The sequence below is a fragment of the Pseudomonas sp. 15C genome, from assembly GCF_055484735.1.
Map to the genome: position 1 here is coordinate 1 of NZ_JBUDGD010000093.1, position 12,804 is coordinate 12,804.

Genomic DNA, 12,804 nt, shown 5'->3' on the forward strand with positions numbered 1-12,804 from the left:
ATGCTTCACGATCCTTGTGAAGTGGGTTTGATAACTCACTGTAGCCCAGAACCCTCACCCCAGCCCTCTCCCGGAGGGAGAGGGAGCAGATCTCGATTGCTTCAAAACTTGAGTTCGGCTCGATATCTCATGTCATCGTAACTCGCTAAAACAACGCGGTCAGTCCCCTCTCCTTCCGGGAGAGGGTTAGGCGGGCGGCGTTCCGATGAGGGGCTTTTGACTTTGATCAGCCAAGTCAGAACGCTACAGACGTCTGCACATAAACCGTCCGCGGTTCCCCCACATACTTACCCTTGTTGTTGTCATCGAACGAGCGCGTGAAGTACTGCGTGTTGAAAATGTTCTTCACCCCCACCGCCACGTTCAGATCGGACAACTGCGGCCCGAAGTCATACCCTGCGCGGCTGCTGAACAGCATATAGCCGGGGATCTTGCCAGTGCTGCCGTCAGCACTTTCTTTTGAAGTGTTGGCGTTGTCGGCGAACTGGTCGCTCTGGAAGGTGCTGTCCAGATTGAGCTTCCATGGCCCTTCGGTGTAGCCGACGCCCAGCGTGCCTTTGTGCTTCGAAGAGAACGGCACGCGGTTGCCCTTGTTCGGGCCGTCTTCGCGGATGGTCGCGTCAACATAGGCGTAGCTGGCGTAGACATCGAATCCAGCCAGCGCCGGATTCAGGTCGTCGAGCGCGTAGTTGATGCTGGTCTCGATGCCTTGATGGCGGGTTTCACCGCGGGCGATCACCGAATCGTTGGTCTGGTTGCTTTCGTACTGGTTGTCGAAGTTGATCAGGAACGCGCCGATCTCCGCACGCAACGCGCCGTTGTCGTAGCGCGTGCCGACTTCCCAGGTGCGCGCCTTTTCCGGTTTCACTTCGCCGCTGGTGACGCGGTTGGGCATCTGGCTGTACTGCACGCTGCCGAACGAGCCTTCGGTGTTGGCGTACAGGTTCCAGCTGTCGTTCAGGTGATAAAGCACATTCAGCGCAGGCAGCGCAGTGTTGTAGTCGCCCTTGTATTTGACGTTGGTCAGCTTGTTCGTCTGCTGCGACTCGATCATTTCGTAGCGCACGCCGGGGGTGATGGTCCATTTGCCGATATCGATGCGATCGTCGACGAAGAACGCATTGGCCTCGGTGCCACCACGGGTGTCGCGGTCATTGCGGCTGTTGGTGGTCGGGTACTCGTTGCTGGCGATCGGCGTGCGATAGCGCAGTTCGTGGCCGGCTTCGTTGATGTAGCGGTAGCCGACGCCGACTTCATGGCTGGTCGGACCGAGGTCGAAACCTTGGGCGAAACGGGTTTCCAGACCGCGCACCCAGTACTCGCGCGGCGACAGCGACAGGAACGTGCCCTGGTCCAGATAACCGCTGCGCAGGGTTTTGGTGAAGAAGGTGTTGGCAGTGAATTCGCGGCGATCTTCCTGATAGCGATAGCCGAAGTTGAACATTGTGCGACGGCCCCAGAACTGGTCTTTCGGCCGCGTCGACTGGTACGGATCGGCGTCGTAATCGGCGACGTTCAAACCACCGGGCATGTCAGCCTTGCCTTCGTAATATTGGGCCATGGCGTTGAAGCTGTTGGCCTCGTCGAGCTGGTATTTGCCCTTGAGAATCAGGTCGTCGATTTCAGTGTCGCTGTGTTCGCGCCAGTCGCCGCCGCGAGTGCCGGAGTACAGCAACGCGCCGCCGAGGCCATTGGCGTTGGTGCCACCGGCCAGCAGGTTGGCGCTGGTCTTGAAGCCGTCGTGGCTTGACGAAGGGCTGGTTTCGGTCTGGAAACCGCCTTTCACGGTCGGCTCATCGGGAATCGCCCGGGTCACGAAGTTGACCACGCCGCCGACGTTCTGCGGACCGTAACGCACCGCGCCACCGCCGCGCACGACGTCTACGGCGTCCATGTTGCCCATGCTGATCGGTGCGAACGACAGCTGCGGCTGGCCGTAAGGCGCGAAGGGCACCGGGATGCCATCCATCAACACGGTCGAGCGCGCGGCCAGACGTGGATTCAAACCACGGATGCCGAAGTTCAGCGCCATGTCATGGCTGCCGGTGCCGTTGTTTTCCGGGGCGTTGACGCCGGGGATGCGGTTGAGCACATCGCGCGCCTGTGTGGCGCCCTGGCGCTCAAATTCTTCGCGGCGGATCACGTCGCGAGCGCCGGGATGTTCGAACACGTTGATCTGCGCCGCATCGCCAAGCCAGTCGCCGACGACTTTCGACGTGTCCAGCTCCAGCGCCGCGTCTGCCTGCGGTTGCAGGCTGAAGGCGTTGTCGCCCTCGGCGCGGGCCTGCAGACCGGTGCCTTCGAGTAAGGCATCGAGGCCTTGCTCGGTGGTGTAGTTGCCCTCCAGGCCTCGGCTTTGCAAACCACCGGTGACCTGCGAGCCAAAGGAGATCAGCACCCCGGCCTCGCGGCCGAATTGATTGAGCGCGTTTTCCAGCGACGACGGCGCAATGTGATAAACCTTGGCATCAGCGGCCAGCGCCGCGGGCAGGGCGCTGAAGCTCAGGCTGGCGCCAAGGACGACGTTGCGCAGGGTGCGAGCCAAGGGTGTGAGGCGGGTGGGATGCATGGCGGATGATCCTGAGAAGGTTGAATCAAGGGGGCTTTCCTTCTCTGTCACGCCAGATCTGAAAAACGGCTCATTTATTTTTCAGGTGCTTCGGACCCGCGCTTCGACGCTCACCCAGTAGCGGGTAAACCGCCGGACTTTGACCGGCAGACTGATTTGCAGCAGGTCGAGAATCTGCTCGCTGTCGTCCAGTGGATAAGTCCCGGAGATCAGCAGATCGGCGACTTTCTTGTCGCAATGCAGCTGACCGCGACGGTAGCGGCCCAACTCGTCGAGGAAGTCGCCCAGGCGCATGTGCGCGGCGACCAGCATGCCGTCAGTCCAGGCGCCGCTGTTGGCATCCAGCGGTTTGGCGTCGCTGATGACACTCGCAGTAAAACTCAGCTGGCGCGCGACCGGCAGCAGCACGGGCGCGCGTTGATCGAGGGTCAGTTCGACGCGCCCGGCAAACAGGGCGATCTGTGTTCGATCGGCAAACTGACGCACATTGAGGCGCGCGCCTTGAGCGTTCAGAACGCCTTGCGCGGTGCGGATTGCGAACGGTTTGGCAGTGCTCAGGAGCATTTCGCCCTCGAGCAGGCGAATAAGGCGTTGCGCGCCATCGATATCCACGGCACTCGCGGTGTTGAGCTGCAACAGATCGTCGCCACCCAGCGACACCTTGCGCCGCTGCCCCAGCGGCGTGCGGTAATCGGCGAGCAACGACGGCAGCGGCGTGTGCTCGCGCAGGCCCCAGGTCATGGCCGAACCGGCGCCCAGAATCAGCAACAGTTTCAGCGCCTGCCGACGGCTGGCGGACTTCGGCCCGTTCAGCGCCGCATGGGCCAGCGGCGACGCCACACCGCGCAAACGCTGATTGACCCGCTGCATGTGTTCCCAGGCGCGGCGATGTTCGCTGTGCGCGTCCAGCCATTGCTGCCAGGCCTGTTGCTGGCGCGGGCTGAGGGCGCCTTGCTGCATTTCCAGCAGCCAGTGCACGGCCTGCTCGGCCACTTGCGCGGAAAAATCCGGAGTGCGGTTCATAAAGCGAAATAGCAGCGCAGCGCCGCTTTGTGCAGGTGTCGTTTGACCGTGGCCACGGAGATGCCCAGTTCTGCGGCGATCTGTGGGTAGGTCAGGCCATCGACCTGCGCCAGCAAAAAGGCGCGTTTGACCGTACGCGGCAGTCCGTCGAGCAATGCGTCCAGCTCCATCAAGGTCTGCAGGATGATCGCTTTGTGTTCTTCCGATGGCGCGACGATCTCCGGCATCTGCGCCAGGGTTTCGAGGTAGGCGCGCTCCAGATCCTGGCGGCGGTAATGGTTGAACAGCACGCGTTTGGCGAGGGTGGTCAGGAACGCGCGCGGCTCGATGATCAGTGGCGGCTCGCGCGCAGTCAGCACTTTGATGAAGGTGTCCTGTGCCAGGTCCGCCGCGCTATCCGGGCAGCCGAGCTTGCGTCGCAACCAGCCGTTGAGCCAGCTGTGATGAGCCTGATAAAGCGATTCGACGGAGTGGGCGGACGACAACGGAATGACTCCGGACGCAAAGCAGGCGTCGAGAACGTGCGTTAGAGAACAAGAACGGTTCGCATTGTAGGGCCGAGTGCATCGTCCGGCAATCAGAAGCTTTTGCGTATGAGAATATTTATCATTAATATCGCTTGCTTGATCCGGCTCGTCTGCCGGACGTTTTTCGTTTCAGGGTCGAAACATGAAAGACAAACTCGCCACATTGCCCATGTCCTGTCGCCTGGCCGTCACCTCACGGGTGTTGGCGGCGGTGTTCGGTGGTTATCTCGTTGCCGCGCTGGCCAGCGTGACGCTGGCCCTGTGGTTGCCGCTGGGCCGTGCCGACGCGCTGGTGACCGGCATGGCCGTTTCGTTTCTGGTCTACCTGGTCGCCGTACTCTGGTGCATTGCCTGTCGTACGGCGTGGTCGGCGTGGGTCGGCTTGCTGGTGCCAAGCGTGATTCTGGCGACCGTTTCCGGCGTCGTGCGGGGCTTGGGGCTGGCATGAAACAAGGCTTTCATCAGGTCACCGCCTGCCTGCAGACATGGGCGCAGCGCTGAGATGCTGATCGGTCTGCCACCGGAGTCGCGCGACGACGAGCCGCATGGCGCGCGTGCGCATTTTCTCCAGGTGTTTCTGTCGCAGCGCTCCCAAATGGAAGCGCTGGTGAACCGTCGTGTCGGTTGCCGCGCGACGGCGGCGGATCTGGTACAGGATCTGTTTTTGCGTTTCTGGCGACGACCGCTGGTGCAGGTCGAAGAGCTCAGCACCTACCTGTTGCGCTGCGCCGGCAACATTGCCATCGATCATCTGCGCAGCGAAGGCACGCGCTTGCGCGTCAATGAAGGCTGGCAACCGGACGAGCCGCACAGCCAAGGCAGCGAGCCGCAAGCCGCGCTCGAAGCCGGCAATGACCTGCGCCATGTCGAAGCGGCGTTGCGCGCCTTGCCCGAGCGCACCCGGCAGATTTTCCTGCTCAACCGCATCCACGGGCGCAAGTACGCGGACATAGCCAAAGCCATGGGCTTGTCCCAAAGTGCCGTGGAAAAACATATGATGCGCGCTCTCGAGGCCTGCAAGGCCAGCCTGCGCAACCCCGCGCCACGTCTGCCAGGGAAAGCACCGTGAACCCCGCCGATAACATCGTTCCGACGCCCGCCCAGGAACAGGCCGCTCTGGCCTGGCTGAGCCTGCTGCATGACCGGCCCAGCGCCGGCGATCAACTGACCTTCAGCCAGTGGCTGCGCGCCGACCCGGCCCACGCCGAGGCGTATGCGCAGGCGCAGGTGCTGTGGGAGCTGAGCGAAGGCCCGGCACAAACCCTGGCCGATGAAGAGGCGTTGGCGTTGCAGGGTTATCTCGAAGCGATGGACCGTCCGCGACGTTCGCCGGTTTTGCGCTGGTCAGCGGCGCTGGCCATGGCGGCGTGTCTGCTGTTGATGGTCAGCCTCGGCACGGGATGGCAAGCGCAGCGCTGGCTCGATGATCTGGGCGCCGATCATGTGTCGGCGCCGGGCGAGATCCGCACGGTGACGCTGGCCGATCAATCGCAAGTGACGCTGGATGCCGACAGCGCGATTGCCGTGGATTTCAGCCACGGCGAGCGGCGTGTACAACTGCGCCGTGGCGCCGGATTTTTCAGCGTCAGCCACACCGGCGAGCCGTTTATCGTCGCGGCGGAGAACGGTGAGGCGCGGGTGCTCGGCACCCAATTCGAAGTGCGTTTGCAGCCTCATGGCGCGCAGGTCACGGTGCTGTCAGGACGGGTGGGCGTAACGGCGAGCCGCGATGACGAGCAGCAGATTCTCACGGCCGGGCAGCAGGTGGCTTATGGCGAGGGTGCGGCGGAAAAACTTCATGCGGTCGACAGCGATGCGCAACTGGCCTGGCGTCAGGGTTGGCTGACGTATTACAAATCGACGCTGGCCGAGGTGGTCGAGGATTTGCGCCGCTATTACCCGGGACGGATCGTATTGCTCAACGATGAGCTGGCGGCGCGCAAGGTCAGCGGGAGCTTCCCGAGCAAGGATCCGCAGGCGGTGCTCAATTCGTTGCAGGGGGTGTTGGGGTTTGAGCAGCATCGGGTGTTGGGGCGTCTGATTATTTTGCGCTGAGCCGTCTGACGCCATCGCGAGCAGGCTCACTCCTACAGGGGAAACGCATTTCAGATGTAGGCATGAGCCTGCTCGTGATGGCGCCGTATCAGTCACCGCAAAAATAATTTCAGATTATGAGTGAGGTAAACCCAGCCCCCATCCGTGTAGTGACTGAAACTGCGAGTCATTCGCATCCGTTGCGGTTCTACACAGGTCATTGAGTCATGAAGTCCAGGGCAAAATCGGGTTCGGTCAAACAGTGGTTGGGCAGGTCGGCGTTGAGTTTTTCGGCACTGGCGCTGTTGCCGGTCAGCGTTGCATTGGCCGCTGAAACGCTCAGCAGCCAGGCGCAAAAGCAGTACAGTTTTTCGCTGGCCGCCAAACCGCTGCCGCAAGCCTTGAGCGACTTCAGCCGCGTGACCGGGCAAAGCGTGGTCTACACCGACGAAGCGCCGTATGGGCTGACGGCACCGGCGGTCAACGGCCAGATGAGCGCCGAACAGGCATTGCAACGCTTGCTCAGCGGCTCCGGCCTGAACTTCCGCCGCACCGACGGCCACACGCTGGCGCTTGAGCCCAAACCCACCGAAGGCGCGCTGAACCTCGGCGCGACCACCATCACTTCGACGCGTGACGACTCGACCAGCTATCAGCCACCGGAAACCAGTTCAGTGATGCGTTCCTCGGCGTCGTTGCAGGAGATTCCGCAGACCGTCAATGTCATCCCGGCCCAGGTGATCCGCGATCAGGCGCCGCGCAATCTTGACGATGCGCTGGCCAATGTCAGCGGCATCACCCAAGGCAATACTTTGGGCAGCACTCAGGACTCGGTGATGACCCGCGGTTTTGGCGACAACCGCAACGGCTCGATCATGCGCGACGGCATGCCGATCGTGCAGGGTCGCGGCATGAACGCCACGGTTGATCGCGTCGAAGTGCTCAAGGGCCCAGCCTCGTTGCTCTACGGCATTCAAGACCCGGGAGGGGTGGTCAACCTGGTCAGCAAGAAACCGGAACTTACGCCCTATAACGCGCTGACTCTGCGTGGCTCGACCTACGGCGAGGGCAAGAACGGCAGCGGCGGCAGCTTCGACAGCACCGGTGCGCTGGGCGATTCCGGGCTGGCCTATCGCATGGTGGTGGATCACGAAGACGAAGATTACTGGCGCAACTTCGGCACTCATCGCGAAACCCTGATTGCACCGTCGCTGGCCTGGTTCGGTGAAGACACTCAGTTGCTTTTCGCTTACGAGCACCGCGAATTTCTCACGCCATTCGACCGCGGCACGCTGATCGACCCGCGCACCAATCACCCGTTGGACATCTCGCGCAAACAGCGTCTCGACGAGCCGTTCAATGACATGGAAGGGCGCTCGGATCTTTATCATTTTGAAGCCGATCACCAACTCAACGACGATTGGAAAGCCCATTTCGGCTACAGCTGGAACCGCGAGACCTACGACGCCAGTCAGGTGCGGGTAACCGCGATCGACACGAAAAAAGGCACGCTGACCCGCAGCATGGACGGCACTCAAAACGCGATCAGCACCGACCGCTTCACCACCGCCAGCCTTGAAGGCAAGGTCAACGTGTTGGGTATGCAGCATGATCTGGTGTTCGGCGTCGATGACGAGTACCGCAAGATCTACCGCGAAGACCTGATCCGGCAGAAAAGCCTGACAACCTTCAGCTACGTCAATCCGGTGTATGGCCGCGAAGTGATGGGCACCACGGTTAGCGCGCCCGACAGCGCACAGACCGATGAACTGCGCAGCGATTCGCTGTTCCTGCAGGACTCGATCCACCTCACCGATCAATGGATTCTGGTCGCCGGTGGGCGTTTTCAGGAGTACGACCAGTACGCCGGCAAAGGTGTGCCGTTCAAGGCCAACACCGACAGCAACGGCCAGAAATGGGTGCCGCGTGCCGGCCTGGTATATCGCTACACCGACGCCTTGTCGTTCTACGGCAGCTACACCGAATCGTTCAAACCCAACTCGACCATCGCCCCGCTGAGCGGCAGCAGCACCGTGCTCGACGGCAGTATCGCGCCAGAAGAAGCCAAGTCGTGGGAGCTGGGCGCACGTCTGGATTTGCCGGGGCGCATCACGGGCAACGTCGCGGTGTTCGACATCAAGAAACGTAACGTGCTGGTGGCCAATGCCGAAGGCCCGACGACGCTTTACAGTGCTGCCGGCGAAGTACGTTCGCGTGGTCTCGAGGTGGACTTGAGCGGTCAGCTCAGTGACCGCTGGAGCATGATCGGCAGCTACGCCTACACCGATGCCGAAGTCACCGAAGACCCGGAATACAAAGGCAAGCGCCTACAGAACGTAGCGAAGAATTCCGGCTCGTTGTCGGCGGTGTACGACTTCGGCAGCGTGCTGGGCGGCGACCAGTTACGCATCGGCGCGGGCGCGCGTTATGTCGGTGAGCGCGCGGGGAACGCGGTGAATGATTTTGATCTGCCGAGCTACACCGTGGCTGATGCGTTTGCGACTTACGACACGAGGGTTGAAGGGCAGAAGGTCAAGTTTCAGCTGAACGTGAAGAACCTGTTTGACCGCACGTATTACACGTCTTCGGCGAGCCGGTTCTTTGTATCGATGGGGGATGCGCGGCAGGTTTCATTGTCGAGCACTCTGGAGTTTTGAATCAACGTCAAAAGCCCCTCACCCTAGCCCTCTCCCAGAGGGAGAGGGGACTGACCGTGTGTTATTCGAAAGTTACACCGACCTGAAAGTCATACATGGAATCCATAATCGACTCGGTGATTGAGGTCGATGTATGACGCCAGACACCGCGGTCGGCTCCCTCCCTCCGGGAGAGGGCTGGGGTGAGGGAAACAGGCTCAACGCAAAAACACCTGCCGATACTCACCCGGTGTCCCACCCAAAACCTGCTTGAACCGATTAGTGAAATGACTCGCACTGGCAAACCCGCACGCCAGCGCAATCTCACCCAGCGGCAGCATGGTCCCGCGCAACATCTGCCGCGCCCGATCCAGGCGCCGCGCCAGCACATATTGATGCGGTGGCAACCCGAAACTCGCACGGAACATCCGCGCGAAATGGTATTCCGACAGCGCACACAATCCGGCCAGTTGCCCCAGGCTGATCGGCTCTGCCAGTTGGCTGTCGATGTACGCCATCAGCTGTCGGCGTTGATGCGTCGCCAGCCCGCCCTTCAAGCGCAAACCCTGCCGCGCGCCGACCTGACTGAGCAAGGTGTGGCTGATCAATTCATGGGCGATGCTGCTGGTCAGCAAGCGCTCGGCGGGTTCGTCCCAGTTCAGCGCCAGTAATTGGCGAAAACGCTGTGCCTGTTGCGGGTCTTCGAGGAAGGTATGCTCGCGCAACTGCATCTCGCGCGGCTCGCGGTCGAGCAGGGTCACGCAGCCGAGGGCGAATTGTTCGGCGCTGAAATACAGGTGCGCCAGGCGAATGTCGCCGTTGACCACCCAGCCCGACTCATGCTCGGCCGGCAGGATGCACAGCTTGTCCGGTGCACCCTTTTGCTGCGGTTGGCCGCGACGAAACGTGCCGGTGCCACCGGCGATGTAGCAGGACACGGTGTGGTGACCCGGCGCTGAATATTCGCGGGCGTCGTGGTGATTGGTCCATACCGCGGCGGACAAGCCGTCGCCGAGCTCGGCGCTGTGCACCAGGCGGGCGTTCGGCGAGCTGTTGAGCTCTTGAAAGACTTGCAGGGTATCGATTGCGGCCATGGGTGATTTTCTCCGACGCCTTGCATGCTACTCCGTAGACACCCGGCTGCCAGCCCGTCACCCGAGAAAAGCGCAAGAATCTGCAAGCGTGCGCAGCGGCGCCGGACCGACACTCATGGTCTATCGAGGAGAATGCACCATGAACCTGTCGTTGTATTTGTTGACCGTACTGATCTGGGGCACCACGTGGATTGCCTTGAAATGGCAATTGGGCGTTGTGGCGATACCGGTATCGATCGTCTACCGCTTCGGCCTCGCTGCGCTGGTGTTGTTTGCGCTGTTGCTGCTCAGCCGCCGTCTGCAGCCGATGAATCGCCGCGGGCATCTGATTTGTGTGGCGCAGGGGCTGTGCCTGTTTTGCGTCAACTTCATGTGTTTCCTGACTGCCAGCCAGTGGATTCCCAGCGGGCTGGTAGCGGTGGTGTTTTCCACGGCGACGCTGTGGAATGCCCTCAACGCGCGGGTTTTCTTCGGCCAGCGCATCGCACGCAATGTGCTGATGGGCGGCGGGCTCGGTTTGTTCGGCCTGGGCCTGCTGTTCTGGCCGGAACTGGCCGGGCATCAAGCCAGCCCGCAAACCCTGTTGGGCCTGGGTCTGGCGCTGTGTGGAACCTTGTGTTTTTCGGCGGGCAACATGCTCTCGAGCCTGCAACAAAAGGCCGGCCTCAGACCGCTGACTACCAATGCCTGGGGCATGGCCTATGGCGCGGCGATGCTGACGCTGTGGTGCCTGGTCAAAGGCATCCCGTTCGACATGGATTGGAGCTCGCGTTACGTGGGCGCGCTGCTGTATCTGGTGATTCCGGGTTCGGTGATCGGTTTCACGGCCTATCTGACGCTGGTCGGGCGCATGGGCCCCGAGCGGGCGGCGTACTGCACGGTGCTGTTCCCGGTGGTGGCGTTGAACGTCTCGGCGTTTGCCGAAGGTTATCAATGGACAGCACCGGCGCTGATCGGTCTGGTTCTGGTGATGCTGGGCAACGTGCTGGTGTTTCGTAAACCGAAAACAGTGGCAGTCCCTGCGCAGGAACAGTTGGCTTGAATAATCGAGCACTGAACTTCAGTGCTCTAATTTCAATGTGATGTAAATCATCACCGGTAAAATGAAATCGACAATGTGCCGGGCCCAATCCTTGGCATTCCACGATTGCGAAGTGTCCATGTCGAACCATTCGACGCCCACGGTTTGCAGGCAAACGTAATAAATAAAAATCGCCACCAAAATACCCATGATCGAAAACTTTTTCGCTTCGTGGAACACTTCGGCGGGGGAGTTGATATGCCGATACAGCTGATAGGTGCCTACCAGGCAGAGCACGGTATAGGTGACTTCCATCGTGATGATGAACCAGTAGATCCGGTGGTGGACTATAGGCGAGTCAATGGCTCGATACCTGAGATTCTCGCTGGCGGTGGTGGTATCCATACTCAGGATATGAGCCACGTAAGTGTAATTGGATTCGTAGTCGGTAAAGTTGTGAAGTATCACCAATAGTCCAAAAAAACTGATGTAAGCCATCAGCATGACTTTGCTGTAACGGATCAGTTTTTCTGTGGTCAGGGTATTCAAGGTGTTGGCTCTCCATGGCGTATGTCGTTAGATAGACGGATGTGGAGAGCTTATAGTGCGGCTGTAGAATTTTGGTCAGTGTTAAATTTCAAGTTGTGTAGTGGTAAATAACGGACAAGTGGAATGTGCACTTGCCCGTTGTTTTTCAGCCGCGCCAGACTTGCGGGTTGACCAGATCCTGCGGACGTTCGCCGAGCAGTGCGCTGCGCAGGTTGGCCAGTGCGCGATTGGCCATGGCCTCGCGGGTTTCAGTAGTGGCCGAGCCAATATGCGGCAGGGTCACGGCGTTACTCAGCTGGAACAGGGGCGACTCGGCCAGCGGTTCCTTTTCGTAGACGTCCAGCCCGGCGCCACGGATGCGCTGGTTTTGCAGGGCTTCGATCAGTGCCGGTTCATCGACAACCGGGCCGCGCGAAATGTTGACGAGAATTGCGCTCGGTTTCATCAGCGCTAGTTCGCGATGGCTGATGAGGTGGCGGGTCTTGTCGCTGAGCGGCACCACCAGGCAGACGAAGTCGGCTTCGGCGAGCAGTTGCTCCAGGCTGCGAAATTGTGCGCCGAGTTCCTTTTCCAGTTCGGTCTTGCGGCTGTTGCCGCTGTAGATGATCGGCATGTTGAAGCCGAAGCGGCCACGGCGGGCCACGGCGGCGCCGATGTTGCCCATGCCGACGATGCCCAGGGTTTTGCCGTGGACGTCGCAACCGAACAGGGGCGCGCCGACGCTGGCTTGCCATTGGCCAGCCTTGGTCCAGGCGTCGAGTTCGGCGACGCGGCGGGCGCTGCTCATGATCAGGGCAAAGGCGAGGTCGGCGGTGCTTTCGGTGAGCACGTCCGGGGTGTTGGTGAGCATGATCCCGCGTTGGTTGAAGTAGTCGAGGTCGTAGTTGTCGTAACCGACAGAGACGCTGGAGACCACTTCGAGTTTTGTCGCGCTTTCGAGTTGTGCCTGGCCGAGTTTGCGGCCGACGCCGATCAGGCCGTGGACGTGGGGCAGGGCTTCGTTGAATTGCGCGTTGATGTCACCGGCCTTTGGGTTGGGGACGATGACGTCGAACTCCTCTTGCAGGCGTTCGATCATGGGCGGGGTGATGCGGCTGAAGGCCAGGACTGTTTTTTTCATTGCTTGGGGCTCGTCGTGCGGCTTGATTGAAAGCACGCTAACATTTTCTGGGCTGGGTTGTCTTGGCGGCCTCTGGGCCGGCCGGGCTCCTGGGGTTTTTGAGTGAATATCCGTTTTTTTGGGTGATGCTGGTGGCGGTTTCGCCCTTACGGCGAGTCCCTTTTTCAGACGCCAAAAAGGAACCAAAAGGCTTTGCTCCTGCGTTCGGCCCTCGCAGGCTCGGGTCCCTTC

11 protein-coding genes are annotated in these 12,804 nt (G+C 60.8%); 5 read left to right on the forward strand and 6 right to left on the reverse strand.

Going from position 1 to position 12,804, the window contains the following annotated elements; all coding sequences use genetic code 11:
- Window positions 1-235 precede the first annotated feature (235 nt).
- The 3 genes from fecA to ACYYKW_RS25625 form a co-directional block, all read right to left on the reverse strand.
- Window positions 236-2,569 carry a TonB-dependent Fe(3+) dicitrate receptor FecA gene (gene fecA / locus ACYYKW_RS25615; RefSeq protein ID WP_464991497.1) on the reverse strand — a complete coding sequence of 778 codons (2,334 nt, stop codon included), beginning with the start codon at window positions 2,567-2,569 and terminating at the stop codon, window positions 236-238.
- 81 nt (window positions 2,570-2,650) lie between these two features.
- Complete coding sequence (locus tag ACYYKW_RS25620) at window positions 2,651-3,592, reverse strand: DUF4880 domain-containing protein (protein WP_093104607.1); 942 nt, start codon at window positions 3,590-3,592, stop codon at window positions 2,651-2,653.
- Window positions 3,589-4,077 (reverse strand): sigma-70 family RNA polymerase sigma factor, encoded by a 489-nt coding sequence (locus tag ACYYKW_RS25625; RefSeq protein WP_090281842.1) that lies wholly within the window; start codon window positions 4,075-4,077, stop codon window positions 3,589-3,591. Before ACYYKW_RS25625 ends, ACYYKW_RS25620 begins: the two co-directional genes overlap by 4 nt.
- 184 nt (window positions 4,078-4,261) lie before the next feature.
- Here ACYYKW_RS25625 and ACYYKW_RS25630 point away from each other — a divergent pair, with 184 nt between their 5' ends.
- The 4 genes from ACYYKW_RS25630 (at window position 4,262) to ACYYKW_RS25645 (ending at window position 8,810) form a co-directional block, all read left to right on the forward strand.
- The gene (locus ACYYKW_RS25630) at window positions 4,262-4,567 is read left to right on the forward strand and encodes a DUF3649 domain-containing protein (protein ID WP_336354911.1); all 306 of its coding nucleotides are present in this window, start codon (window positions 4,262-4,264) and stop codon (window positions 4,565-4,567) included.
- Window positions 4,568-4,621: 54 nt separating this feature from the next.
- The gene (locus ACYYKW_RS25635; protein ID WP_090281844.1) at window positions 4,622-5,188 is read left to right on the forward strand and encodes an RNA polymerase sigma factor; all 567 of its coding nucleotides are present in this window, start codon (window positions 4,622-4,624) and stop codon (window positions 5,186-5,188) included.
- Entirely contained in the window at window positions 5,185-6,174 is a 990-nt protein-coding gene (locus tag ACYYKW_RS25640) for a FecR family protein (protein WP_464991498.1), read from the forward strand. The genes ACYYKW_RS25635 and ACYYKW_RS25640 overlap by 4 nt, the downstream gene beginning before the upstream one ends.
- A 206-nt stretch (window positions 6,175-6,380) precedes the next feature.
- Window positions 6,381-8,810 (forward strand): TonB-dependent siderophore receptor, encoded by a 2,430-nt coding sequence (locus ACYYKW_RS25645; protein WP_464991499.1) that lies wholly within the window; start codon window positions 6,381-6,383, stop codon window positions 8,808-8,810.
- Window positions 8,811-9,007: 197 nt separating this feature from the next.
- Here ACYYKW_RS25645 and ACYYKW_RS25650 read toward each other — a convergent pair whose 3' ends face one another.
- Complete coding sequence (locus tag ACYYKW_RS25650) at window positions 9,008-9,883, reverse strand: helix-turn-helix domain-containing protein (protein ID WP_093104593.1); 876 nt, start codon at window positions 9,881-9,883, stop codon at window positions 9,008-9,010.
- A gap of 139 nt (window positions 9,884-10,022) precedes the next feature.
- Here ACYYKW_RS25650 and ACYYKW_RS25655 point away from each other — a divergent pair, with 139 nt between their 5' ends.
- Entirely contained in the window at window positions 10,023-10,925 is a 903-nt protein-coding gene (locus ACYYKW_RS25655) for a DMT family transporter (RefSeq protein ID WP_336354914.1), read from the forward strand.
- Window positions 10,926-10,943: 18 nt separating this feature from the next.
- Here the strand turns inward: ACYYKW_RS25655 and ACYYKW_RS25660 are convergent, their stop codons facing one another.
- A complete protein-coding gene (locus tag ACYYKW_RS25660; RefSeq protein ID WP_336355202.1) occupies window positions 10,944-11,453 on the reverse strand; it encodes a DUF2165 family protein in 510 nt (169 codons plus the stop codon).
- Window positions 11,454-11,598: 145 nt separating this feature from the next.
- A complete protein-coding gene (locus ACYYKW_RS25665) occupies window positions 11,599-12,573 on the reverse strand; it encodes a 2-hydroxyacid dehydrogenase (RefSeq protein WP_464991500.1) in 975 nt (324 codons plus the stop codon).
- Window positions 12,574-12,804: the final 231 nt, after the last annotated feature.